The organism is Enterobacter cloacae complex sp. 2015409 (assembly GCF_041365315.1).
GTDB lineage: Bacteria > Pseudomonadota > Gammaproteobacteria > Enterobacterales > Enterobacteriaceae > Enterobacter > Enterobacter pseudoroggenkampii.
Window position 1 is genome coordinate 309,919 of record NZ_JBFTVM010000001.1, and the last position, 25,671, is coordinate 335,589.

Here is a 25,671-nt window from a genome sequence, read left to right on the forward strand (position 1 = left end):
AGCCACTCGTGTGATTTTCACATGCAGTGGCTTTTTTTTAGCAAAAATATCCGCTTATAGCGTATGGGTTTTCAGGATACTTCATATTTATCAACATGCTAAATGCTTTTGCTTAAAACTTGTCCGTTTTCCGTTCTAACTTCAACCACCTACCTCCCATGTTAAAAAAACAGGAAATATGTTGCCGTTTTCCTGGTTGAATTAACAAAAGCGTGTCACAGATCAAGAAAATACTCCTATTTGGGGGGAGGAATCGTTGGCAAATCCTGTCAAAATAGGAGGGTTATTTTTTTTACTTCCGAAACGGACACGATTCAACAACATACATTTGACGGAAAGTCATGCACCCACCAGGGTTAAAGGGCACCAAATGTTAATGAGAATCGCTCGATGTAATTTAATGTGAAGAAACCTTTGTTAAAGTTGACAATAGGTTATAGAAAGGAGTAAAAAATCCCATCATTTTGCTGTCTACGTCTCATTTCTGACAGTTAGTGTAAGGTTATTTGTTCCTCCCCATGAATCGATGTGATGCCCATCTGCCAGCAAGAGCAGTGTCGTTGGTATCACTTTTGATGAGTAAGCAATGAGTATGTCAACATCCACAGAAGTCATCGCTCATCACTGGGCATTCGCAATCTTTCTTATTGTAGCCATTGGCCTGTGCTGCCTGATGTTAGTCGGCGGCTGGTTCCTGGGCGGTCGCGCCCGTGCAAGGCACAAAAACACACCTTTCGAATCAGGTATTGATTCAGTAGGTTCCGCTCGCTTACGCCTGTCTGCCAAGTTCTATCTGGTAGCCATGTTCTTCGTCATCTTCGACGTGGAAGCGCTTTACCTTTTCGCATGGTCAACGTCCATCCGCGAAAGTGGTTGGGTGGGCTTTGTCGAGGCCGCAATTTTCATTTTAGTGTTACTGGCCGGTCTGGTTTATCTGGTGCGTATTGGCGCGCTTGACTGGACGCCTGCGCGTTCACGTCGTGAACACATCAACCCGGAAAACAGTATCTCTAATCGTCAGCAGTAACAGCGAGGCAATAAGATGGATTATACGCTCACCCGCATAGATCCTAACGGTGAGAATGACCGTTACCCCCTGCAAAAACAGGAGATCGTAACCGACCCCCTGGAGCAAGAAGTCAATAAAAGCGTGTACATGGGCAAACTCGAACATGCCATGCACGATATGGTCAACTGGGGTCGTAAGAACTCCATCTGGCCGTACAACTTTGGCCTTTCTTGCTGCTACGTTGAAATGGTGACGTCATTCACTGCGGTGCATGACGTTGCGCGTTTTGGGGCCGAGGTACTGCGTGCTTCACCACGTCAGGCTGACCTGATGGTGGTAGCCGGTACCTGCTTTACCAAGATGGCACCTGTTATTCAGCGTCTTTATGACCAGATGCTGGAGCCTAAATGGGTTATCTCCATGGGCGCATGTGCTAACTCTGGCGGTATGTACGACATCTATTCCGTCGTGCAGGGCGTAGATAAATTTATCCCAGTGGATGTGTACATCCCGGGTTGTCCGCCACGTCCGGAAGCTTACATGCAGGCGCTGATGCTGCTGCAGGAGTCTATCGGTAAAGAACGTCGCCCACTGTCGTGGGTTGTTGGCGATCAGGGTGTGTATCGCGCGAACATGCAGTCTGAGCGCGAGCGTAAACGTGGTGAACGTATTGCCGTCACCAATCTGCGTACGCCTGACGAAATTTAATTTGCGCCTGTAGGCCTGGAGAACACCTTCGCATATCACTACTCAAATAGCGCGAAGCCAGGCTCAACAGTCACCACGGACCATTTGCAATGGTGAACAATATGACCGACTTAACCGCGCAAGAAGCCGCCTGGCAGACCCGGGATCATCTGGATGACCCAGTCATTGGCGAACTGCGCAACCGTTTTGGGCCGGATGCCTTTACTGTTCAGGCTACCCGCACCGGGGTACCCGTTGTTTGGGTGAAGCGTGAGCAATTGCTGGAAGTTGTCGATTTCCTCAAGAAATTGCCAAAACCGTACGTCATGCTGTTTGACTTACACGGCATGGATGAACGTCTGCGTACCCACCGCCAGGGTCTCCCTGCTGCGGATTTTTCCGTTTTCTACCACCTGATCTCAATAGACCGTAATACGGATATCATGCTCAAGGTGGCATTGTCTGAAAACGACATGCATCTGCCGACGATCACCAAACTTTTCCCGAACGCCAACTGGTACGAGCGTGAAACCTGGGAAATGTTCGGCATGACCTTTGACGGCCACCCGCACCTGACGCGCATCATGATGCCGCAGACCTGGACAGGCCACCCGCTGCGTAAAGACTACCCGGCACGTGCCACCGAATTCGATCCGTTTGAGCTGACCAAAGCCAAGCAGGATCTGGAGATGGAAGCGCTGACCTTCAAACCGGAAGACTGGGGCATGAAGCGCGGTACCGACAACGAGGACTTCATGTTCCTCAACCTCGGTCCAAACCACCCGTCTGCGCACGGTGCATTCCGTATTATTCTTCAGCTTGATGGCGAAGAGATTGTCGACTGCGTACCTGACATCGGTTACCACCACCGTGGTGCTGAGAAGATGGGCGAGCGTCAGTCCTGGCACAGCTACATTCCGTATACCGACCGTATTGAGTACCTCGGCGGCTGCGTCAACGAGATGCCATACGTGCTGGCCGTTGAGAAACTGGCGGGTATCGTTACGCCGGATCGCGTTAACGTGATTCGCGTCATGCTGTCAGAGCTGTTCCGTATCAACAGCCACCTGCTGTATATCTCCACCTTCATTCAGGACGTCGGCGCGATGACCCCGGTCTTCTTCGCCTTTACCGACCGTCAGAAAATCTACGATCTGGTGGAAGCGATTACCGGTTTCCGTATGCACCCGGCCTGGTTCCGTATCGGCGGTGTGGCACACGATCTGCCGCGCGGCTGGGACCGTCTGCTGCGTGAATTCCTCGACTGGATGCCAAAACGTCTGGCCTCTTATGAGAAAGCCGCGCTGCGCAATACCATCCTGAAAGGCCGTTCCCAGGGCGTTGCTGCCTACGGCGCGAAAGAAGCGCTGGAGTGGGGGACGACTGGTGCAGGTCTGCGTGCGACCGGTATTGATTTCGACGTGCGTAAAGCCCGTCCTTACTCTGGCTATGAGAACTTCGACTTTGAAGTCCCGGTGGGCGGCGGTGTTTCCGACTGCTACACCCGCGTGATGCTGAAAGTAGAAGAGCTGCGCCAGAGTCTGCGCATCCTTGAGCAGTGCCTCAACAACATGCCGGAAGGCCCGTTCAAGGCGGATCACCCGCTGACGACGCCGCCACCGAAAGAGCGCACGCTGCAACATATCGAAACCCTGATCACCCACTTCCTGCAGGTTTCCTGGGGTCCGGTCATGCCGGCGCAAGAATCCTTCCAGATGATTGAAGCGACCAAGGGTATTAACAGTTACTACCTGACCAGTGACGGCAGCACCATGAGCTACCGTACCCGCGTGCGTACGCCGAGCTTTGCGCACCTGCAGCAGATCCCGTCCGCCATCCGCGGCAGTCTGGTCTCCGACCTGATTGTGTATCTGGGTAGTATCGATTTTGTTATGTCAGATGTGGACCGCTAATTATGCACGAGAATCAACAACCACAAACCGAGGCTTTTGAGCTGAGTGAAGCAGAACGTGCCGCTATTGAGCACGAGATGCACCACTACGAAGACCCGCGTGCGGCGTCCATTGAAGCGCTGAAAATCGTACAGAAACAGCGTGGTTGGGTGCCGGATGGGGCGATCTATGAGATCGCGAAAGTGCTGGGTATTCCGGCAAGTGACGTAGAAGGCGTAGCCACGTTCTACAGCCAAATCTTCCGTCAGCCGGTAGGCCGCCATGTGATCCGCTACTGTGACAGCGTTGTCTGCCACATCACCGGTTATCAGGGCATTCAGGCTGCGATTGAGAAGAAGCTCAATATCAAGCCGGGCCAGACCACGTTCGATGGACGCTTTACTCTGCTGCCAACCTGCTGCCTGGGTAACTGCGACAAGGGGCCGACCATGATGATTGATGAGGACACTCACAGCCATCTGACGCCGGAAGCGATTCCTGACCTGCTGGAGCAGTACAAATGAAAACTGTAATTCGTACTGCTGAGACGCATCCGCTGACCTGGCGTCTGCGCGATGACAAACAGCCGGTATGGCTCGACGAATACCAGAGCAAAAACGGCTATGCCGGCGCGCGTAAAGCCCTTGGCGGCATGGCGCCGGACGACATCGTTAACGCGGTAAAAGAGTCTGGCCTGAAAGGCCGCGGCGGCGCGGGCTTCTCCACCGGTCTGAAGTGGAGCCTGATGCCAAAAGACGAATCCATGAACATCCGTTACCTGCTGTGTAACGCCGATGAAATGGAGCCGGGCACCTATAAAGACCGCCTGCTGATGGAGCAGCTGCCGCACTTGCTGGTGGAAGGCATGCTGATCTCCGCGTTTGCGCTGAAAGCGTACCGTGGCTACATCTTCTTGCGCGGTGAGTACATCGAAGCGGCGGAAAACCTGCGCCGCGCGATTGCCGAAGCCACCGAAGCGGGCCTGCTGGGCAAAAACATCCTGGGCACCGGCTTTGACTTCGAACTGTTCGTGCACACCGGTGCCGGGCGTTATATCTGCGGTGAAGAGACCGCGCTGATTAACTCCCTGGAAGGCCGCCGCGCGAACCCGCGTTCCAAGCCACCGTTCCCGGCCAGCTCAGGCGTGTGGGGGAAACCGACCTGCGTAAACAACGTCGAAACCCTGTGTAACGTTCCGGCTATCCTCGCGAACGGCGTGGAGTGGTATCAGGGCATCTCCTCAAGCAAAGATGCCGGTACCAAGCTGATGGGCTTCTCCGGTCGCGTGAAAAATCCTGGCGTCTGGGAACTGCCGTTCGGTACCACCGCGCGCGAAATTCTTGAAGACTACGCCGGCGGCATGCGCGATGGCCTGAAATTCAAAGCCTGGCAGCCGGGTGGGGCAGGGACAGACTTCCTGACCGAAGCCCACCTTGACCTGCCGATGGAATTCGAAAGCATTGGTAAAGCAGGCAGCCGTCTGGGTACGGCGCTGGCGATGGCCGTCGACCACGAGATCGGCATGGTGTCGCTGGTGCGTAACCTGGAAGAGTTCTTCGCCCGTGAGTCCTGCGGCTGGTGTACACCGTGCCGTGATGGTCTGCCGTGGAGCGTGAAGATCCTGCGTGCAATCGAACGTGGCGAAGGCCAGCCTGGCGATATCGAAACACTTGAGCAACTGTGTCGATTCTTAGGCCCGGGTAAAACCTTCTGTGCCCACGCACCGGGTGCCGTCGAACCTCTGCAGAGCGCGATCAAATATTTCCGCGACGAGTTCGAAGCAGGCATCAAGCAGCCGTTCAGCAATACCCATGCGATCAATGGGATTCAGCCGAACCTGCTTAAAGCGCGCTGGTAACGACAAGAATTTTGATTAACGCTCGGTTTCGACCGAGCCAACTGGAAGCATGCTAATGGCTACGATTCATGTAGACGGCAAAGAATACGAAGTCAACGGGGCGGACAACCTGCTGGAAGCTTGTCTGTCTCTTGGCCTCGATATTCCGTACTTTTGCTGGCATCCGGCGCTGGGCAGCGTCGGTGCTTGCCGCCAGTGTGCGGTGAAGCAATATCAAAACGCGGAAGACACGCGTGGTCGCCTGGTGATGTCCTGTATGACGCCAGCCACCGAAGGCACCTTTATTTCGATTGATGACGAAGAAGCCAAACAGTTCCGCGAAAGCGTGGTGGAGTGGTTGATGACCAACCACCCGCACGACTGTCCGGTTTGTGAAGAGGGCGGTAACTGCCACCTTCAGGATATGACCGTGATGACCGGTCACAGCTTCCGTCGCTATCGCTTTACCAAGCGTACCCACCGTAACCAGGATCTGGGGCCGTTCATCTCTCACGAAATGAACCGCTGCATCGCCTGCTATCGCTGCGTGCGTTACTACAAAGACTATGCAGACGGTCAGGATCTGGGCGTGTATGGCGCGCATGACAACGTCTACTTCGGTCGTCCGGAAGACGGCGTGCTGGAGAGCGAATTCTCCGGTAACCTGGTAGAAATCTGCCCGACCGGCGTCTTCACGGATAAAACTCACTCCGAGCGTTACAACCGTAAATGGGACATGCAGTTTGCGCCAAGCATCTGCCAGCAGTGTTCCCTCGGCTGTAACACCAGCCCGGGTGAGCGCTACGGCGAACTGCGTCGTATCGAAAACCGCTACAACGGTACCGTTAACCACTACTTCCTGTGCGACCGCGGTCGTTTCGGCTATGGCTATGTGAACCTGAAAGACCGTCCGCGTCAGCCGGTTCAGCGCCGTGGCGACGATTTCATTACCCTGAACGCAGAACAGGCGATGCAGGGCGCGGCAGATATTCTGCGCCAGTCGAAGAAAGTGATCGGTATCGGCTCCCCGCGCGCCAGCATCGAAAGCAACTTCGCGCTGCGCGAGCTGGTCGGGGCGGAAAACTTCTATACCGGCATCGCCCAGGGCGAGCAGGAACGTCTGCAGCTGGTACTGAAAGTGCTGCGTGAAGGCGGTATCCATACCCCTGCGCTGCGCGAAATCGAATCCTATGATGCGGTCCTGGTGCTGGGTGAAGACCTGACCCAGACAGGCGCCCGCGCGGCTCTGGCGGTTCGTCAGGCGGTGAAGGGTAAAGCACGTGAAATGGCGGCGGCGCAAAAAGTGGCTGACTGGCAGATTGCGGCGATCCTGAACATCGGTCAGCGCGCGAAGCATCCTCTGTTTGTGACCAACGTCGACAATACCCGTCTGGACGATATCGCGGCGTGGACCTACTGCGCACCGGTTGAAGATCAGGCGCGTCTTGGTTTTGCGATTGCCCACGCGCTGGACAACAACTCACCGGCCGTTGAGCTGGATCGCGACCTGCAAAACAAGGTTGACGTGATTGTTCAGGCCCTGGCCGGTGCGAAGAAACCACTGATTATTTCCGGTACCAACGCCGGTAGCGCAGAGATCATTCAGGCCGCAGCCAACGTGGCCAAAGCCCTGAAAGGCCGCGGTGCTGACGTCGGTGTGACCATGATTGCCCGTGCGGTGAACAGCATTGGTCTGGGCATGATTGGCGGCGGCTCGCTGGAAGCTGCGTTAAGCGAACTGGAATCCGGTTCTGCTGACGCCGTGGTGGTGCTGGAAAACGACCTGCATCGTCATGCTTCTGCCGCTCGCGTTGACGCCGCGCTCTCCAAAGCGCCGCTGGTGATGGTGATTGACCATCAGCGCACCGCGATTATGGACAAAGCGCACCTGGTGCTCTCTGCGGCAAGCTTCGCAGAAAGCGACGGTACCGTTATCAACAACGAAGGCCGCGCCCAGCGTTTCTTCCAGGTTTATGACCCGTCTTACTACGACAGCAACACCGTGATGCTGGAAAGCTGGCGCTGGCTGCACTCCCTGCACAGCACCGTGCAGAGCCGTGAAGTGGACTGGACGCAGCTCGACCACGTTATCGACGCGGTGGTGGAAAAACTGCCTCAGCTGGCAGGCATTAAAGATGCCGCGCCTGAAGCGAGCTTCCGCATTCGCGGCCAGAAACTGGCGCGTGAACCGCACCGTTACAGCGGCCGTACCGCAATGCGCGCCAATATCAGCGTGCACGAACCGCGCCAGCCGCAGGATAAAGACACCATGTTCGCCTTCTCCATGGAAGGGAACAACCAGCCGTCTGCACCGCGTTCGCAAATCCCGTTCGCATGGGCACCGGGCTGGAACTCCCCGCAGGCATGGAACAAGTTCCAGGCTGAAGTGGGCGGCTCCCTGCGCCACGGCGATCCGGGCGTGCGTCTGATTGAAGCTTCCGAAACCGGTCTGGACTTCTTCACCACCGTACCGGCGAGCTTCCAGGCGCAGGACGGTAGCTGGCGTATTGCGCCGTACTACCACCTGTTCGGTAGCGACGAGCTGTCCCAGCGTTCACCGGTCTTCCAGACCCGTATGCCGCAGCCGTACATCAAGCTTAACCCGGCGGATGCCGCGAAGCTTGGCGTTAACGCGGGTGTGAACATCGCCTTTAGCTATGACGGCCAGACCATCAGCCTGCCGCTGATTATTTCTGAAAGCCTGACAGCAGGGCAGGTCGGTCTGCCGATGGGTATGCCTGGCATCGCGCCGGTTCTGGCGGGTGCGCGTCTTGATAATCTGCAGGAGGCAAAAGCATGAGTTGGTTAACGCCGGATCTTATCGACATCCTGCTGAGCATTCTGAAAGCGATTGTTATCCTGCTGGTGGTGGTCACCTGCGGTGCGTTCATGAGCTTTGGTGAACGTCGTCTGCTCGGTCTGTTCCAGAACCGTTACGGACCGAACCGCGTGGGCTGGGGTGGTTCACTCCAGCTGGTCGCGGACATGATCAAGATGTTCTTTAAAGAGGACTGGATCCCGCGCTTCTCGGATCGCGTGATCTTTACTCTGGCACCGATGATCGCCTTCACCTCGCTGCTGCTGGCGTTTGCTATCGTGCCGGTCAGCCCGACCTGGGTGGTCGCTGACCTGAACATCGGCATTCTGTTCTTCCTGATGATGGCAGGCCTCGCGGTTTACGCGGTCCTGTTCGCAGGCTGGTCCAGTAACAACAAATACTCGCTGCTGGGTGCGATGCGTGCTTCCGCGCAGACCCTGAGCTACGAAGTGTTCCTGGGTCTCTCCCTGATGGGCGTGGTGGCGCAGGCCGGTTCATTCAACATGACCGACATCGTCAACAACCAGGCCGACATCTGGAACGTTATTCCGCAGTTCTTTGGGTTTATTACCTTTGCCATCGCGGGCGTGGCAGTGTGTCACCGTCACCCGTTTGACCAGCCAGAAGCCGAACAGGAACTGGCCGACGGTTACCACATCGAATATTCCGGTATGAAATTCGGTCTGTTCTTCGTGGGCGAGTACATCGGTATCGTCACCATTTCCGCGTTGATGGTAACGCTGTTCTTCGGTGGCTGGCATGGCCCGTTCTTACCGCCGTTCATCTGGTTCGCGCTGAAAACCGCGTTCTTCATGATGATGTTCATTTTGATTCGCGCAGCGTTACCGCGTCCGCGTTATGACCAGGTAATGTCCTTCGGCTGGAAAGTGTGCCTGCCGCTGACGCTCGTCAACTTGTTGGTAACGGCCGCTGTCATTCTCTGGCAGCAGCCATAAGGGGCAATAGACCATGACCTTAAAAGAATTACTGGTAGGCTTCGGTACCCAGGTACGCAGTATCTGGATGATCGGCCTGCACGCGTTTGCCAAACGCGAAACCCGGATGTACCCGGAAGAGCCGGTATATCTGCCGCCGCGCTACCGTGGCCGTATCGTGCTGACGCGCGACCCGGACGGTTCCGAGCGCTGCGTCGCCTGTAACCTGTGTGCGGTAGCGTGCCCGGTCGGCTGTATCTCTCTGCAGAAAGCCGAGACGGTAGACGGCCGCTGGTACCCTGAGTTCTTCCGCATCAACTTCTCACGCTGCATCTTCTGCGGTCTGTGTGAAGAAGCGTGCCCAACCACGGCGATTCAGCTGACTCCAGACTTCGAGCTGGGTGAGTACAAGCGTCAGGACCTGGTGTACGAGAAAGAGGATCTGCTGATTTCCGGTCCGGGCAAATACCCGGAATATAACTTCTACCGGATGGCGGGTATGGCAATCGACGGCAAAGATAAGGGCGAAGCAGAGAACGAAGCTAAGCCTATCGACGTCAAGAGCCTGTTACCGTAAGGAGAGGGCAATGGAATTCGCTTTTTATATCTGTGGCCTTATCGCCATCCTGGCTACGCTGCGAGTGATCACGCACACCAATCCGGTGCATGCGCTGCTGTACTTAATCATCTCGCTGCTGGCCATTTCCGGGGTGTTCTTTGCACTGGGCGCGCACTTCGCCGGTGCGCTGGAAATCATCGTCTACGCCGGGGCCATTATGGTGCTGTTCGTGTTCGTGGTGATGATGCTGAACCTGGGCGGCTCTGAAATTGAGCAGGAACGTCAGTGGTTAAAACCGCAGGTGTGGATTGGCCCGGCAATTCTGTCGGCCATCATGCTGGTGGTGATCGTTTACGCCATTCTGGGTGTTAACGATCAGGGCATCGACGGCACGCCGATTGGCGCGAAAGAGGTCGGTATCACGCTCTTTGGCCCATACGTTCTGGCAGTGGAACTGGCCTCAATGCTGCTGCTGGCAGGTCTGGTTGTGGCTTTCCACGTTGGCCGCGAAGAGCGTGCTGGCGAGGTGCTGAGCAACCGCACTGACGACCGCGCGAAAAGAAAAACGGAGGAGCGCGCATGATCCCCTTAACACATGGACTGATCCTCGCTGCGATTTTATTCGTTCTGGGTCTGACCGGTCTGGTTATCCGCCGCAATCTGCTGTTTATGCTGATCGGGCTGGAAATCATGATTAACGCCTCCGCGCTGGCCTTCGTGGTCGCCGGAAGCTACTGGGGCCAGACCGATGGTCAGGTGATGTACATTCTCGCCATCAGCCTCGCGGCTGCCGAAGCGAGTATTGGCCTGGCGCTGTTGCTGCAGCTCCATCGTCGCCGCCAGAATCTGAACATCGATTCAGTAAGTGAGTTGCGTGGATGAACATGCTTGCCTTAACCATTATTTTCCCGCTGATTGGCTTCGTGCTGCTGGCGTTTTCTCGCGGCCGCTGGTCTGAGAATCTGTCTGCAACCGTCGGCATGGGCTCTGTTGGCCTGGCCGCGCTGGTGACAGCGTATGCGGGTATCGACTTCTTTAACAACGGGCGTCAGCCTTTCAGCGTGCCGCTGTGGACGTGGATGTCGGTCGGTGATTTCAACATCGGTTTCAACCTGGTGCTGGACGGCCTCTCGCTGACCATGCTTTCCGTGGTTACCGGCGTTGGCTTCCTGATCCACATGTTCGCCTCCTGGTATATGCGCGGTGAAGAGGGGTACTCCCGCTTCTTCGCCTACACCAACCTGTTTATCGCCAGCATGGTGGTTCTGGTGCTGGCCGATAACCTGCTGCTGATGTATCTGGGCTGGGAAGGCGTGGGTCTGTGTTCTTACCTGCTGATCGGTTTCTACTATACCGATCCGAAGAATGGCGCAGCGGCCATGAAAGCGTTCATCGTGACCCGCGTGGGTGACGTCTTCCTCGCTTTCGCGCTGTTCATTCTTTACAACGAACTGGGCACGCTGAACTTCCGCGAAATGGTGGAACTGGCGCCAGCGCACTTCGCCGCAGGCAATAACATGCTGTGGTGGGCAACGCTGATGCTGCTGGGTGGTGCCGTGGGTAAATCCGCGCAGCTGCCATTGCAGACATGGCTGGCCGACGCGATGGCGGGTCCAACCCCTGTCTCCGCGCTGATCCACGCTGCGACCATGGTTACCGCCGGTGTCTACCTGATTGCGCGTACCCATGGCCTGTTCCTGATGACCCCGGAAATTCTGCATCTGGTGGGTATCGTCGGTGCGGTCACGCTGGTGCTGGCAGGCTTTGCCGCGCTGGTGCAGACCGACATCAAACGCGTTCTCGCGTACTCCACCATGAGCCAGATTGGTTACATGTTCCTGGCGCTGGGCGTTCAGGCGTGGGACGCAGCCATTTTCCACCTGATGACGCACGCGTTCTTTAAAGCGCTGCTGTTCCTCTCATCCGGTTCGGTGATTCTGGCCTGCCATCACGAGCAGAACATCTTCAAGATGGGCGGACTGCGTAAGTCCATTCCGCTGGTTTATGTCTGCTTCCTGGTGGGCGGCGCGGCGCTGGCGGCACTGCCGCTGATCACCGCGGGCTTCTTCAGTAAGGACGAAATCCTTGCGGGTGCCATGGCGAATGGTCATATCAATCTGATGGTTGCGGGTCTGGTCGGTGCGTTCATGACCTCCCTGTATACCTTCCGTATGATTTTCATCGTATTCCACGGTAAAGAACAAATTCACGCTCACGCAGGGAAGGGGATTACCCACCACCTGCCGCTGATTGTGCTGCTGGTACTGTCCACCTTCGTTGGCGCGATGATTGTGCCGCCGCTGCAGGGCGTACTGCCAGACACCACCGAGCTTGAGCACGGTCGCGTTCTGACGCTTGAAATCACCTCCGGTGTGGTCGCTATCGCGGGCATCCTGATCGCTGCATGGCTGTGGCTGGGCAAACGTACGCTGGTGACTGCCGTTGCCAACAGTGCGCCAGGCCGCCTGCTGGGCACCTGGTGGTACAACGCGTGGGGCTTCGACTGGCTGTACGACATGATCTTCGTTAAGCCGTTCCTGGGCATTGCGTGGCTGGTGAAGCGCGACCCACTGAACAGCCTGATGAATATCCCGGCGATCCTCTCCCGCTTTGCAGGTAAAGGCCTGCTGTACAGCGAGAACGGTTACCTGCGCTGGTATGTGGCGTCCATGAGCATCGGTGCGGTTGTCGTGCTGGCGCTGCTGATGGTGTTGCGTTGATCGTTAAGTGAATTTTATTCGAATTCGTTGAAAATCAGGCCCCTGCTGGGGGCCTTAAAAAGGAATGTAAATCGCCATGTTACTACCCTGGCTAATATTAATTCCCTTCATCGGCGGCTTCCTGTGCTGGCAGACTGAACGCTTTGGCGTGAAGATGCCGCGCTGGATTGCGCTGATCACCATGGGATTGACGCTCGCGCTTGGCCTGCAACTGTGGTTGCAGGGCGGTTACTCACTGACCCAGTCTGCGGGCATTCCGCAGTGGCAGTCTGAGTTCATCCTGCCGTGGATCCCACGTTTCGGCATTACGATCCACCTGGCGATTGACGGTCTGTCGCTGCTGATGGTGGTGCTGACCGGTCTGCTCGGTGTTTTGGCGGTACTCTGCTCCTGGCGTGAAATCGAAAAATACCAGGGCTTCTTCCACCTGAACCTGATGTGGATCCTGGGCGGCGTGATCGGCGTGTTCCTTGCCATCGACATGTTCCTGTTCTTCTTCTTCTGGGAGATGATGCTGGTGCCGATGTACTTCCTGATCGCGCTGTGGGGCCACAAGGCGTCCGACGGTAAAACGCGTATCACGGCGGCAACCAAGTTCTTCATCTATACCCAGGCGAGTGGTCTGGTGATGTTGATTGCCATTCTGGCGCTGGTGTTTGTTCACCATAACGCGACCGGAACCTGGACCTTCAACTACGAAGAACTGTTGAAGACGCCAATGTCCCACGGCGTTGAATACCTGCTGATGCTGGGCTTCTTCATCGCCTTCGCGGTGAAAATGCCGGTGGTTCCGCTGCACGGCTGGCTGCCAGACGCGCACTCTCAGGCACCAACGGCGGGTTCCGTTGACCTGGCGGGCATCTTGCTGAAAACGGCGGCCTACGGTCTGCTGCGTTTCGCTCTGCCGCTGTTCCCGAACGCCTCCGCAGAATTCGCACCGATTGCCATGTGGCTGGGTGTGATCGGTATCTTCTACGGTGCCTGGATGGCCTTCACGCAGTACGACATCAAGCGTCTGATTGCCTACACCTCCGTTTCCCACATGGGCTTCGTGCTGATTGCTATCTACACCGGCAGCCAGCTGGCGTACCAGGGGGCGGTGATCCAGATGATTGCGCACGGTCTGTCCGCAGCCGGTCTCTTCATCCTGTGCGGCCAGCTGTATGAACGTCTGCACACCCGTGACATGCGTATGATGGGCGGCCTGTGGAGCAAAATTAAGTGGCTGCCAGCGCTCTCCATGTTCTTCGCGGTGGCGACTCTGGGGATGCCGGGTACCGGTAACTTCGTCGGCGAATTTATGATTCTTTTCGGCAGCTTCAAAGTGGTACCGGTGATTACCGTGATCTCCACCTTTGGTCTGGTGTTCGCTTCCGTCTACTCGCTGGCGATGCTGCACCGCGCGTACTTCGGTAAAGCGAAGAGCGAAATTGCTGCACAAGAACTGCCGGGGATGTCGCTGCGTGAGCTGTTCATCATCCTGCTGCTGGTCGTACTGCTGGTGCTGCTGGGCTTCTTCCCGCAGCCGATTCTGGATACCTCGCACAGCGCGATGGGCAATATCCAGCAGTGGTTTGTTAATTCTGTTTCTACTACAAGGCCGTAATTCGCCATGACAATAACTCCACAACAACTGATCGCGCTGCTACCGCTGCTGATCGTCGGATTGACGGTGGTGGTTGTGATGCTCTCCATTGCGTGGCGACGCAATCACTTCCTGAATGCCACGCTGTCGGTCATCGGCCTGAACGCCGCGTTAGTCTCTCTCTGGTTTGTTGGTCAGGGTGGGGCGATGGACGTCACCCCGCTGATGCGCGTTGACGGTTACGCCATGCTGTATACCGGTCTGGTGCTGCTGGCGAGCCTGGCAACCTGTACCTTTGCGTACCCGTGGCTCGAAGGCTACAACGACAACAAAGAAGAGTTTTACCTGCTGGTTCTGATTGCCGCGCTGGGCGGCATTCTGCTGGCGAATGCGAACCACCTGGCCGCGCTGTTCCTCGGCATTGAGCTGATCTCTCTGCCGCTGTTCGGTCTGATTGGTTACGCCTTCCGCCAGAAGCGCTCCCTGGAAGCAAGCATCAAGTACACCATCCTGTCTGCGGCGGCGTCCTCGTTCCTGCTGTTTGGTATTGCGCTGGTGTACGCACAGTCCGGTAACCTCTCCTTCATGGCGCTCGGCAAGAGCCTCGGTGACGGCATGCTGCATGAGCCGCTGCTGCTGGCGGGTCTGGGCATGATGATCGTTGGTCTCGGCTTTAAACTCTCTCTGGTTCCGTTCCACCTGTGGACGCCAGACGTATACCAGGGCGCTCCGGCTCCGGTGTCGACCTTCCTGGCGACGGCGAGCAAAATCGCTATCTTCGGTGTGGTCATGCGTCTGTTCCTGTACGCACCAGTGGGTGACAGCGAAGCGGTTCGCGTGGTGCTGGGCATTATCGCGTTCGTCTCCATCATCTTCGGTAACCTGATGGCGCTGAGCCAGACCAACATCAAGCGTCTGCTGGGCTACTCGTCTATCTCTCATCTGGGCTACCTGATGGTGGCGCTGATTGCGCTGCAGAGCGGTGAGATGTCGATGGAAGCCGTGGGCGTCTATCTGGCCGGTTACCTGTTCAGCAGCCTCGGCGCCTTCGGCGTGGTGAGCCTGATGTCCAGTCCGTACCGTGGTCCGGATGCCGATTCACTGTTCTCCTACCGTGGTCTGTTCTGGCACCGTCCGATCCTGTCCGCAGTGATGACGGTGATGATGCTCTCTCTGGCAGGTATTCCGATGACGCTCGGCTTTATCGGTAAGTTCTACGTGCTGGCCGTCGGTGTGCAGGCGCACCTGTGGTGGCTGACTGCGGGCGTGGTGATCGGCTCCGCGATTGGTCTCTACTACTACCTGCGCGTGGCCGTGAGCCTGTACCTGAGCGCGCCTCAGCAGCTCAACCGCGATGCCCCAACCAACTGGCAGTACAGCGCCGGTGGTATCGTAGTGCTTATCTCCGCGCTGCTGGTGCTCATCTTCGGTATCTATCCGCAACCGCTGATTGAGATCGTGCAGCGAGCAATGCCATTAATGTAAAGACAAAAAACCCGCCTCGGCGGGTTTTTTTATGGTTTTCTCCCTCTCCCCGTGGGAGAGGGCCGGGGTGAGGGCACCAGCCCGCACCATGCTTAAGCCAGCTGCTTCCGGCTAATCAACGGCCCGTCAATCTTCTTCATCGAGCGGTCCAGCACTTCCTCAATCACTGACGACAGCTCGTTCAGCTCAAACTTCGCCACATACCCGTCCGCTTTCACCTTACGAATATGGTCTTCGTTGGCGTTGCCGGAAAGGGAAGAGTGGATCACCACCGGAATATCTTTCAGTACCGGGTCGGTTTTGATTTTGCGCGTCAGCGTAAAGCCGTCCATTTCTGGCATTTCGAGGTCGGTCAGCACCAGCGCGATCTTATCGGTGATGGGAACCCCTTCAGCCTGGGCCTGTGCCGCCAGCACGCCAATTTTCTCCCACGCTTCTTTGCCGGTGATATGCAGCTGGGCCGGGATCTCCATTGCCTGCAGACCTTTCTCCAGCATCGAGCGCGCCACTTTGGAGTCTTCCGCGACGATGGCGACAGCGCCTGGCTTGATATGGAATTTGGTGGTCTTCAGGTTCGTGGCGTGCAGATCGTGATTGGCCGGGGTGATGTCATACAGGATCTGCTCAACGTCCAGCACCATCGCCAGATCGTTGGTATCGGTCTTCTCGTCAAGACACGCGATACTGGTGATGTAGCGGCCGCTGACGGCGGTTTCCGCCGCGTGCACCTGCTTCCAGTCCAGACGCATGATGTTCTCAACCGATTCCACGGCAAACGCCTGCACGCTGCGCGCATATTCGGTGATCAGCAGAATGTTCAGCCCGGTGGTGGGCTTACAGCCCGCCACGGCGGCCAGGTCAATCACCGGGATCACCTGATCGCGAATATTGACCATTCCCATCAGCGGTGACTTCATCCCGGCGGGTTTCGTGAACTCCGGCATCGGCACAATTTCACGCAGCTTAAAGACGTTAATGCCAAACAGCTCAGATTTATTTTCGTTCAGAGAGGTGCCAAGACGGAACAGCAACAGTTCAAAACGGTTCGACAGGGTCAGATTCGCCCTGTCATCAATATCTTTCTGGAAATTATCCATTCTACCCTCGAGAGAAATGCTGACCTTTTAATCGTTATCGGCATCCTGAGGGAAAAATGAAGGACTAAACGCTGACCTGAGCGAAATCTTCGGCCAGCTCACATTCCGGAAACAGCGTGCGGCACTCTGCTAGCAGGCTTGCGCATCCCCGCGCGTCGTAGCGCGAGCTGACGTGGGTGACGATGAGCCTCCCGACGCCCGCATCACGGGCAAGCTGCGCCGCCTGACGCGTGGAGCTATGGCCCCGACTGTTGGCTTTCTCTTCCATCGCCGTTTCAAGCGTCGCTTCATGCACCATCACGTCCACGCCCTGGGCCAGCGTGAGCGCCGCCGGGCACGGGGCCGTATCGCCAAAAATCGCCAGCTTTTTGCCGGGCTGTGGGGCGGCGAGATAATCCTGACCGTTGATGACGCGCCCGTCCTCCAGCGTGACGGTCTCACCGTGCTTCAGGCGCTGGAACAGCGGTCCAGGTTTTACGCCATCGGCCATCAGCGCGGCGGCGTCCAACGCGCCGGGTTTGTCATGCGCTTCAATACGGTAGCCATAGCATTCCACTGGATGATTAAGTGGTTGAGCAGTAACCCGATAATCCCCGTCATCGAATACCAGGCCTTTGGTAATCTCAACGACCTCCAGCGGATAATCGGTCCATGACCCGCTCAGGCGCAGCGTGGTTTCAATAAATTCACGAATACCCGCAGGCCCGTAAATCGTCAGCGGGTTGGCGTTACCGGCCATCGAGCGGCTGCACAGCAGGCCGGGAAGGCCAAACAGATGGTCGCCATGCAGATGGGTGATAAAAATTTTATCCAGCTTGCCGGGGTGATAAGCGGTGTGTAACAGCTGATGCTGCGTCCCTTCACCACAGTCAAACAGCCACAGCCCGCCGCGGGTGGGGTGTTTAAGATCCAGCAGGATCGCCGTCACGTTCCGTGAGCGGGTTGGCACGCCAGCGGACGTACCCAGAAAAATCAGTTCCATAACGCAATCAGCCCTTTGCCGAACGGGGAGGGGTTTAGTATAACGTGATGAACCCCAGGAAGGAGACTGACATGATCCAGTGGCAAGATTTACACCATAGTGACCTCACCGTTCATTCACTTTACGCCCTGCTGAAGCTGCGCTGCGAAGTGTTTGTGGTTGAACAGACCTGCCCGTATCAGGACATCGACGGCGATGACCTCGTCGGCGAGAACCGCCATATCCTCGGCTGGCGGGATAACGAGCTGGTGGCGTATGCGAGGATTCTGAAAAGCGAAGACGATTTTGAGCCTGTTGTCATTGGCCGCGTCATCATCAGCGGCAAAGCGCGTGGTGAAAAACTCGGCTATCAGCTGATGGAGAAAACGCTGGAGGCGTGCCAGAAACAGTGGCCGGACAAAGCGTTATACCTGGGCGCGCAGGCGCACCTGCAGTCCTTCTACGGCCACTTTGGCTTCGTGCCCGTCACCGAGGTGTACGATGAAGACGGCATTCCCCACATCGGCATGGCGCGGGAAGCGAAGCAGGCGTAATGACGAGTCGTTGGCTATAGTTAGCGGACTGGTGTACTAACATGGAGAAAAATATGTCATTTCAATCCTGGGATACCCGTATCGACGACGACCTGGCCTTACTGAGCGAAACGCTGGAAGAGGTGTTACGTTCCTCGGGCGACCCTGCCGATCAGAAATATATTGAGCTAAAAGCCCGCGCCGAACAGGCGCTGCATGAAGTGAAAAACCGCGTCAGCCATGCGTCTGATACCTACTACTACCGCGCCAAAAAAGCGGTGTACCGTGCCGATGATTACGTGCATGAAAAACCGTGGCAGGGCATTGGAGTGGGTGCTGCCGTAGGCCTGGTGCTGGGGCTGCTGTTAGCCCGTCGTTAAGCCGTTTAACCACTCCCTATACGTGGGTACTGCTATTTATGGTCAGTACCCCGTATAATACGAGGCTTTAACAGGGAGAGGTTCGCGTGAATTCGATTTTCCTCGCGCTGGAGCAACTGCGTACCCAGCTATCGCAAGCGTTACCCGCAGCACCCGGCATACGTCATTTCGACGTCTCTTTCCCGTTAAACGACGCCTTCGATCCCCTCGCCTGGCTGGGCGAGCAGCAGTGTTATCCGCAGTTTTACTGGCAGCAGCGTAACGGCGATGAAGAGCTGGCCGCGCTGGGGGCTGTCACCCAATTTCCTTCTCTGGCGTTAGCCTCGCAGTTTTTGCGCGAGCAAAACGCGGCAGGTGATACCCGCATCTGCGGCCTGAACGCCTTTAATCCGGAGCAGAGCAGCCTCTTTTTACCGCGGCTGCTCTGGCGACGCACCGCCGGCACCGCCACGCTGCGCCTGCAGCTGTGGAGCGACCGCTCGCTTGAGGAGGATGCCCACGCCGCGCGGGATTTTTTACAGCAGCTCCGTCCTGCGAGATCTATCCGTCCACTGTCCGTTCAGGTTGAGCACGAAACCCATCAGCCGCAGCAGGCCGAATGGCTAAAACTTATCCGCAGGGCGACGGAGACCATCGCGCGCGGTGATTTTGAAAAAGTGGTTCTCGCCCGGGCAACCGATCTGCAGTTCACGCAGCGCGTTAACCCTGTCGCGCTGATGGCGGCCAGCCGCGCCCTGAATTTACACTGCTACCATTTCTGCATGGTATTCGACGCCAGCAACGCGTTTCTTGGCTCGACGCCCGAGCGTCTCTGGCGGCGGCGCGGCACGCTGCTACGCACGGAAGCGCTGGCGGGCACCGTTGCCAGCCATACCGATGATAGCCAGGCGCAGCGTCTCGGCGAGTGGTTGCTTAACGACGATAAAAACCAGCGCGAAAATATGCTGGTCGTGGAAGATATCTGTCAGCGTCTTCAGCACTACACGCAGACGCTTGAGGTACTGCCCCCTCAGGTGGTGCGCCTGCGTAAAGTGCAGCATTTGCGCCGCTGTATCTGGACCGAGCTCAAACAGGCCGATGATGAGCAGTGTCTGCTCATGCTACAGCCGACCGCGGCCGTAGCCGGATTACCCCGACAGCCTGCGCGCGAGTTTATCCAGAAGGTTGAGCCCTTTAACCGCGAGTGGTACGCCGGTTCTGCCGGGTATTTATCCCCCGATCAGAGTGAGTTCTGCGTGGCGTTGCGCTCCGCCCGCGTCCAGGATGACTCCCTGCGGCTCTATGCCGGTGCCGGCATTGTCAGCGGGTCTGACCCGGAACAGGAGTGGCAGGAGATCGAAAACAAAGCGGCCGGATTGCGCTCTCTGCTCCTAAGGGATTAATACTGAATCGCGCAATCCCGATTCATATCAAAATTCCAATTTTTTCTATTATTTATACTGTGTCGCATTCTTGATACCGGACAATCTCATGTCAGTAAGTTCTTTTAACCGACGCTGGGCGGCGGTGATCCTTGAAGCCCTGACGCGCCACGGCGTCAGGCACGTGTGTATTGCACCGGGTTCTCGCTCAACGCCGCTGACGCTGGCGGCCGCCGAAAACCGGGCGTTGATTCATCACACCCACTTTGATGAGCGTGGCCTCGGGCATCTCGCGCTGGGTCTGGCGAAGGTCAGCAAAGAGCCCGTGGCGGTGATCGTCACTTCCGGTACCGCCGTGGCGAACCTCTATCCGGCTCTGATTGAAGCCGGGTTAACCGGTGAAAAACTGATCTTACTGACGGCCGATCGCCCCCCTGAGCTTATCGACTGCGGCGCCAATCAGGCCATCCGTCAGCCGGGGCTCTTTTCTTCTCATCCTTCGCAGACGATTTCGCTGCCCCGTCCCACCCAGGATATTCCGGCAAGCTGGCTGGTCTCCACCGTCGATCACGCTCTGGAGACGTTGCGCAGCGGGGCGTTGCACATTAACTGCCCGTTTGCCGAGCCGCTGTACGGTGAGCTGGACGATACGGGTCTTGACTGGCAGCAATCCCTTGGCGACTGGTGGGAGAGTGAAAAACCGTGGCTTCGCGAGCAGACGCACCTTGAGAGCGCGAAGCAGCGCGACTGGTTCTTCTGGCGGCAGAAGCGCGGCGTGGTGATTGCCGGGCGCATGAGCGCCGCCGAAGGCAAGCTTGTCGCCGAATGGGCGCAAACCCTGGGCTGGCCGCTGATAGGCGACGTGCTTTCCCAGACCGGTCAGCCGCTGCCGTGCGCCGACCTCTGGCTGGGTAATGCCAAAGCGGTCACCGAGTTGTCGCAGGCGCAGATTGTGGTTCAGCTTGGATCGAGTTTGACCGGCAAACGCTTACTGCAGTGGCAGGCCACCTGCACGCCGGAAGAGTACTGGCTGGTGGACGCGCTGGAAGGGCGGCTTGACCCGGCGCACCACCGCGGACGTCGTCTGATCAGCCGTATCGACGCCTGGCTGACGCTTCATCCGGCTGAAAAACGCAAGCCCTGGGCGGTTGCCATCCCGGACCTTTCGCGCCAGGCGTGGGAACTGACCAAAGCGCACTGTGAGGCGTTTAGCGAGGCCGGGCTGGCGCACCGTATTCGCCAGTGCCTGCCTGAACAGGGGCAGCTGTTTGTCGGCAACAGCCTGGTCGTGCGGCTGATTGACGCTTTTTCGAAGCTGCCCGCGGGCTACCCGGTGTACAGCAATCGTGGCGCCAGCGGTATCGACGGGCTGATCTCCACGGCGGCGGGCGTGCAGCGCGCCAGCGCGAAATCAACGCTGGCGATCGTGGGCGATCTCTCCGCGCTCTACGATCTCAACGCGCTGGCGCTGCTGCGTCAGGCGTCAGCCCCGTTCGTGCTGATTGTGGTCAACAACAACGGCGGGCAGATTTTTTCCCTGCTGCCTACGCCGCAGAGCGAGCGCGAGCGCTTCTATCTGATGCCGCAGAACGTGCAGTTCGAACACGCCGCGGCGATGTTTAGCCTGAAATACCATCGCCCGGAAAGCTGGGAACAGCTGGACGCGGCGTTAAGCAGCGCCTGGAAGCAGCCGGGTGCGACGCTGATTGAGCTGGTGGTAAACGATGCTGACGGTGCGCAGACCCTGCAAAGCCTGCTGGCGCAGGTGAGCCAGCTGTGATCCTCTCGGGCGTGCAGCAGGCCGGAAAACCAGGCTATCCCTGGCTGGTCTTTTTGCACGGTTTTTCCGGCGATTGCCGCGAGTGGCAGGTTGTTGGTGAGCGACTCCGTGACTACCCCCGGCTGTATCTGGATCTGCCGGGGCACGGTGGATCCCGGAATCTGGGCGTCACGGGCTTTGACGAGATGAGCAGGCTACTCACCCAAACTCTTATTAGTTACAACATACTGAATTTCTGGCTCATCGGGTACTCCCTCGGCGGCCGCATTGCGATGTTCCATGCCTGCCAGCAGCCAAAGGGGCTGCAAGGCGTGATAGTGGAGGGAGGACATCCGGGCCTGCAGGATGCCGATGCGCGACAGGCGCGGCTGGCATCCGACCGCCGTTGGGCAACGCGTTTTCGCAGCGAACCGCTGGAGAAGGTATTCGCTGGCTGGTATCAACAGCCTGTGTTTTCCTCCCTCATGGACGCCCAGCGCGAGGCGTTGATTACCCTGCGCAGCCAGAACGACGGCGCGATGCTGGCGATGATGCTTGAGTCGACCTCGCTGGCCGTGCAGCCCGACCTGCGTGCTGCCCTGAGCGCGCGCGATTTCTCTTTTGATTATCTCTATGGCGAACGTGATGAGAAGTTCGCGGCCCTTGCCGCGGAAGTGAACGCCGTTTGCCATGCAATTCCCAACGCCGGACACAACGCCCACCGGGAAAACCCCGATGCGGTTGCGGCAAGTCTGGCTCAGATACTGCGTCTTCGAATAAAGGACACTCTATGATCTACCCTGATGAAAACATGCTTTACGCCCCGGTTGAATGGCAGGACTGCTCCGAAGGCTACACCGACATTCGTTACCACAAATCCACCGACGGCATTGCCAAAATCACCATCAACCGCCCGCAGGTGCGTAACGCCTTCCGCCCGCTGACCGTGAAAGAGATGATTCAGGCCCTGGCGGATGCGCGCTACGACGATAACATCGGCGTGATTGTCCTGACCGGCGAAGGCGAGAAAGCGTTCTGCTCCGGCGGCGATCAGAAAGTGCGCGGTGACTACGGCGGATACCAGGACGATGCGGGTACGCATCACCTGAACGTCCTCGATTTCCAGCGTCAGATCCGCACCTGTCCAAAACCGGTGGTGGCGATGGTGGCGGGCTACTCTATCGGCGGCGGCCACGTCCTGCACATGATGTGTGACCTGACCATTGCCGCCGAGAACGCCATCTTCGGCCAGACCGGCCCGAAAGTAGGATCCTTCGACGGCGGCTGGGGTGCCTCCTACATGGCGCGCATCGTCGGGCAGAAAAAAGCCCGCGAAATCTGGTTCCTGTGCCGTCAGTACAACGCGCAGGAAGCGCTGGATATGGGCCTGGTGAATACCGTGGTACCGATTGCCGATCTCGAAAAAGAGACCGTTCGCTGGTGCCGTGAAATGCTGCAAAACAGCCCGATGGCGCTGCGCTGCCTGAAGGCCGCGCTCAATGCCGACTGCGACGGTCAGGCGGGTCTGCAGGAGCTGGCGGGCAACGCCACCATGCTGTTCTACATGACCGAAGAGGGTCAGGAAGGGCGCAACGCGTTTAACGAAAAACGCCAGCCGGACTTCAGCAAATACAAACGGAATCCGTAATGCGTCGCGCGCAGGTTTACCGCTGGCAGATACCGATGGACGCGGGCGTGGTGCTGCGTGAACGGCGGTTAAAAACCCGTGACGGCTTCTTCGTGCATCTGCAGCAGGGCGAGCGGGAAGGCTGGGGCGAGATTTCGCCTCTGCCGGGCTTTAGCCAGGAGTCACTGGATGACGCGCAGACGGCCTTGCTGGCTTGGGCGGACGCGTGGCGCGGGGGGGCGGATCCGGTGCTGCCGGAGGTGCCTTCCGCGGCCTTTGGTATCAGCTGCGCGCTGGCGGAGCTGGACGGCAGCCTGCCGGAAGCGGGGAATTACCGCGCGGCGCCGCTCTGTACGGGCGATCCTGACGAGCTGTTCGCGCTGCTCTCCGCCATGCCGGGCGAGAAGGTGGCGAAAATTAAAGTCGGTCTCTATGAAGCGGTGCGCGACGGCATGGTCGCCAACCTGCTGCTGGAGGCGATCCCCGATCTGCATCTGCGTCTGGACGCCAACCGCGCCTGGACCCCGCTTAAGGCGCAGCAGTTTGCAAAGTACGTCAATCCGGCGTACCGCAGCCGCATTGCCTTCCTCGAAGAGCCGTGCAAAACCCGCGAGGATTCGCGCGCGTTCGCCCGCGAAACGGGGATTGCCATCGCCTGGGATGAAAGCCTGCGCGAGGCCGATTTTGAATTTGCTGCCGAGCCCGGCGTCAGCGCGGTAGTGATTAAACCGACGCTGACCGGCAGCCTGGCGAAAGTGCGCGAGCAGGTCGCGGCGGCGCACGCCTTAGGGCTGACGGCGGTGATCAGCTCGTCAATTGAGTCCAGCCTTGGGCTAACCCAGCTGGCGCGCGTGGCCGCCTGGCTAACGCCGGATACGGTTCCTGGCCTCGACACGCTGAACCTGATGCAGGCTCAGCTTCTCCGCCCTTGGCCGGACAGCGCGCTGCCGTGCCTCGACGTCGAGGCGCTGGAGCTGCTGCGATGAGTTTTACCGACTGGCCGTGGCGGCACTGGTGCGCGCTGTCTGCTGATAAACCGGCCCTCAGGCTGAACGATGAGGTGCTCAGCTGGCAGCAGCTGTGCACCCGCGTCGACCGGCTTGCGGCAGAGTTTCACCGGCAGGGCGTGGAGGAGGGCAACGGCGTGCTGCTGCTGGCCCATAATCATCCGCAAACCCTGCTGGCGTGGCTGGCGCTCCTCCAGTGCGGGGCGCGTATTCTTCCCGCTAATCCGCAGCTTCCGCGCCCGCTGCTGGACGTGCTGCTTCCGCAGATGACGCTGCGTTTTGCGCTGGTGCTGGACGGCAGCTACGACGCTCTTCCTGCCCTGCGCATGCACGAGGCAGCCGATGCGTATTGCGCTGCGTGGCAACCGGCGCGGCTGGCCTCCATGACGCTGACCTCCGGCTCCACCGGGCTACCGAAAGCGGCGGTGCATACGTGCGGGGCGCATCTCGCCAGCGCGCGCGGCGTTTTGTCGCTGATGCCCTACGGTAAAGACGATGACTGGCTGCTTTCGCTGCCGCTGTTCCACGTTTCCGGCCAGGGGATTTTATGGCGCTGGCTGCAGGCCGGCGCGCGGTTAACCGTGCGCGAGAAACAGCCTCTGGAGCAGGCGTTGCGCGGCTGCACCCACGCCTCGCTGGTGCCGACCCAGCTTTGGCGTCTGCTTAATACCCACCAGACTGTCGCACTGAAAGTGGTGCTGCTGGGCGGGGCGGCCATCCCTGTTGAATTGACCGAACAGGCGCGAGAGCAGGATATACGCACCTTCTGCGGCTACGGTCTGACCGAGTTTGCCTCTACCGTTTGTGCGAAAGAGGCGGACGGCGAGCCGGACGTGGGCTGTGCGCTGCCGGGCAGAGAGGTGCAGGTGGTTAACGGTGAAGTCTGGATCCGGGCGCAAAGCATGGCCTCAGGCTACTGGCGAGACGGCGAAATGATTCCGCTGACCAACGCGCAGGGTTGGTTCGCCACATGCGATCGCGGCGAATGGCATGACGGCCGTCTGACGATCCTCGGCCGCATGGACAACCTCTTTTTTAGCGGCGGAGAAGGGATCCAGCCGGAATCGCTGGAGCGCGTTATCGCCACGCACCCGCAGATTAACCAGGTGTTTATCGTCCCGCTGGACGACGCTGAATTCGGGCAACGTCCGGTGGCGGTGGTGGAGTGCGAACCGGGAACGGATATCACCTGCTTACCCGACTGGGTCAGGGATAAGGTCGCGCGTTTTGAGCAACCCGTCCGCTGGCTGCTGTTGCCGACTGAACTCAAAAATGGCGGCATCAAAATCTCACGCCGCGCGCTGCAGCAGTGGGTGAACGCATCGCTGAAGGGATAATAGCCGTTTCAAATAGTTACAATCTACTGACCGGCCGCACGCAGAGTGCTTGATCCCCGGGAGACTCCGGTTAAAATCTCGC

At 58.1% G+C, this 25,671-nt stretch carries 23 protein-coding genes; 21 read left to right on the forward strand and 2 right to left on the reverse strand.

Features of this window, described 5'->3' with window-relative positions:
• Window positions 1-586 precede the first annotated feature (586 nt).
• The 13 genes from nuoA to nuoN all read left to right on the forward strand — a co-directional run bounded on the left by nuoA (window position 587) and on the right by nuoN (window position 15,527).
• Window positions 587-1,027, forward strand: coding sequence for an NADH-quinone oxidoreductase subunit NuoA (nuoA, locus tag ACDO57_RS01450; RefSeq protein WP_014171000.1), 441 nt, complete (start codon window positions 587-589; stop codon window positions 1,025-1,027).
• A 15-nt stretch (window positions 1,028-1,042) separates the two neighbouring features.
• A complete protein-coding gene (nuoB, locus tag ACDO57_RS01455) occupies window positions 1,043-1,717 on the forward strand; it encodes an NADH-quinone oxidoreductase subunit NuoB (protein ID WP_003861482.1) in 675 nt (224 codons plus the stop codon).
• A gap of 89 nt (window positions 1,718-1,806) precedes the next feature.
• Complete coding sequence (nuoC, locus tag ACDO57_RS01460) at window positions 1,807-3,609, forward strand: NADH-quinone oxidoreductase subunit C/D (protein ID WP_023312537.1); 1,803 nt, start codon at window positions 1,807-1,809, stop codon at window positions 3,607-3,609.
• A gap of 2 nt (window positions 3,610-3,611) precedes the next feature.
• Window positions 3,612-4,112: an NADH-quinone oxidoreductase subunit NuoE gene (nuoE, locus tag ACDO57_RS01465; RefSeq protein WP_006176513.1), complete on the forward strand. Its 501-nt coding sequence runs from the start codon at window positions 3,612-3,614 to the stop codon at window positions 4,110-4,112.
• A complete protein-coding gene (gene nuoF, locus ACDO57_RS01470) occupies window positions 4,109-5,446 on the forward strand; it encodes an NADH-quinone oxidoreductase subunit NuoF (RefSeq protein WP_008500209.1) in 1,338 nt (445 codons plus the stop codon). Before nuoE ends, nuoF begins: the two co-directional genes overlap by 4 nt.
• A 55-nt stretch (window positions 5,447-5,501) precedes the next feature.
• Window positions 5,502-8,225, forward strand: coding sequence for an NADH-quinone oxidoreductase subunit NuoG (gene nuoG / locus ACDO57_RS01475; RefSeq protein WP_370883434.1), 2,724 nt, complete (start codon window positions 5,502-5,504; stop codon window positions 8,223-8,225).
• Complete coding sequence (nuoH, locus tag ACDO57_RS01480) at window positions 8,222-9,199, forward strand: NADH-quinone oxidoreductase subunit NuoH (protein WP_008500211.1); 978 nt, start codon at window positions 8,222-8,224, stop codon at window positions 9,197-9,199. Before nuoG ends, nuoH begins: the two co-directional genes overlap by 4 nt.
• 13 nt (window positions 9,200-9,212) lie before the next feature.
• Window positions 9,213-9,755, forward strand: coding sequence for an NADH-quinone oxidoreductase subunit NuoI (gene nuoI, locus ACDO57_RS01485; RefSeq protein WP_003861491.1), 543 nt, complete (start codon window positions 9,213-9,215; stop codon window positions 9,753-9,755).
• A gap of 10 nt (window positions 9,756-9,765) precedes the next feature.
• On the forward strand, window positions 9,766-10,320 hold the full coding sequence (gene nuoJ, locus ACDO57_RS01490; protein WP_008500212.1) for an NADH-quinone oxidoreductase subunit J: 555 nt from the start codon (window positions 9,766-9,768) through the stop codon (window positions 10,318-10,320).
• Window positions 10,317-10,619: an NADH-quinone oxidoreductase subunit NuoK gene (gene nuoK / locus ACDO57_RS01495; RefSeq protein ID WP_003861496.1), complete on the forward strand. Its 303-nt coding sequence runs from the start codon at window positions 10,317-10,319 to the stop codon at window positions 10,617-10,619. The genes nuoJ and nuoK overlap by 4 nt, the downstream gene beginning before the upstream one ends.
• On the forward strand, window positions 10,616-12,457 hold the full coding sequence (gene nuoL / locus ACDO57_RS01500; RefSeq protein WP_024908969.1) for an NADH-quinone oxidoreductase subunit L: 1,842 nt from the start codon (window positions 10,616-10,618) through the stop codon (window positions 12,455-12,457). The genes nuoK and nuoL overlap by 4 nt, the downstream gene beginning before the upstream one ends.
• Window positions 12,458-12,533: 76 nt before the next feature.
• Window positions 12,534-14,063 carry an NADH-quinone oxidoreductase subunit M gene (gene nuoM, locus ACDO57_RS01505; RefSeq protein WP_024908970.1) on the forward strand — a complete coding sequence of 510 codons (1,530 nt, stop codon included), beginning with the start codon at window positions 12,534-12,536 and terminating at the stop codon, window positions 14,061-14,063.
• A 6-nt stretch (window positions 14,064-14,069) separates the two neighbouring features.
• Window positions 14,070-15,527 (forward strand): NADH-quinone oxidoreductase subunit NuoN, encoded by a 1,458-nt coding sequence (gene nuoN / locus ACDO57_RS01510; RefSeq protein WP_061714719.1) that lies wholly within the window; start codon window positions 14,070-14,072, stop codon window positions 15,525-15,527.
• Between the two features lie 92 nt (window positions 15,528-15,619).
• Here the strand turns inward: nuoN and ACDO57_RS01515 are convergent, their stop codons facing one another.
• Together ACDO57_RS01515 and rbn are read right to left on the reverse strand one after the other, a co-directional pair.
• Window positions 15,620-16,624: a chemotaxis protein gene (locus ACDO57_RS01515; RefSeq protein ID WP_024908219.1), complete on the reverse strand. Its 1,005-nt coding sequence runs from the start codon at window positions 16,622-16,624 to the stop codon at window positions 15,620-15,622.
• A 64-nt stretch (window positions 16,625-16,688) separates the two neighbouring features.
• Window positions 16,689-17,606, reverse strand: coding sequence for a ribonuclease BN (rbn, locus tag ACDO57_RS01520; RefSeq protein ID WP_370883435.1), 918 nt, complete (start codon window positions 17,604-17,606; stop codon window positions 16,689-16,691).
• A 71-nt stretch (window positions 17,607-17,677) separates the two neighbouring features.
• On the opposite strand from rbn, the gene ACDO57_RS01525 reads away from it, so the two are divergent.
• From ACDO57_RS01525 to menE, 8 genes are all read left to right on the forward strand, one after another.
• Window positions 17,678-18,139, forward strand: a complete 462-nt coding sequence (locus ACDO57_RS01525; protein ID WP_048992437.1) for a GNAT family N-acetyltransferase — start codon at window positions 17,678-17,680, stop codon at window positions 18,137-18,139.
• Between the two features lie 53 nt (window positions 18,140-18,192).
• Complete coding sequence (elaB, locus tag ACDO57_RS01530) at window positions 18,193-18,498, forward strand: stress response protein ElaB (RefSeq protein WP_008500219.1); 306 nt, start codon at window positions 18,193-18,195, stop codon at window positions 18,496-18,498.
• 86 nt (window positions 18,499-18,584) lie between these two features.
• Window positions 18,585-19,880: an isochorismate synthase MenF gene (menF, locus tag ACDO57_RS01535; RefSeq protein WP_370883436.1), complete on the forward strand. Its 1,296-nt coding sequence runs from the start codon at window positions 18,585-18,587 to the stop codon at window positions 19,878-19,880.
• 88 nt (window positions 19,881-19,968) lie between these two features.
• Window positions 19,969-21,639, forward strand: a complete 1,671-nt coding sequence (gene menD / locus ACDO57_RS01540; protein WP_208763106.1) for a 2-succinyl-5-enolpyruvyl-6-hydroxy-3-cyclohexene-1-carboxylic-acid synthase — start codon at window positions 19,969-19,971, stop codon at window positions 21,637-21,639.
• A complete protein-coding gene (gene menH / locus ACDO57_RS01545) occupies window positions 21,636-22,412 on the forward strand; it encodes a 2-succinyl-6-hydroxy-2,4-cyclohexadiene-1-carboxylate synthase (protein WP_370883437.1) in 777 nt (258 codons plus the stop codon). Before menD ends, menH begins: the two co-directional genes overlap by 4 nt.
• Window positions 22,409-23,266, forward strand: coding sequence for a 1,4-dihydroxy-2-naphthoyl-CoA synthase (gene menB / locus ACDO57_RS01550; RefSeq protein WP_014832749.1), 858 nt, complete (start codon window positions 22,409-22,411; stop codon window positions 23,264-23,266). Before menH ends, menB begins: the two co-directional genes overlap by 4 nt.
• Window positions 23,266-24,231: an o-succinylbenzoate synthase gene (gene menC, locus ACDO57_RS01555; protein ID WP_370883438.1), complete on the forward strand. Its 966-nt coding sequence runs from the start codon at window positions 23,266-23,268 to the stop codon at window positions 24,229-24,231. The genes menB and menC overlap by 1 nt, the downstream gene beginning before the upstream one ends.
• Entirely contained in the window at window positions 24,228-25,589 is a 1,362-nt protein-coding gene (gene menE, locus ACDO57_RS01560) for an o-succinylbenzoate--CoA ligase (protein ID WP_370883439.1), read from the forward strand. The genes menC and menE overlap by 4 nt, the downstream gene beginning before the upstream one ends.
• Window positions 25,590-25,671 lie beyond the last annotated feature (82 nt).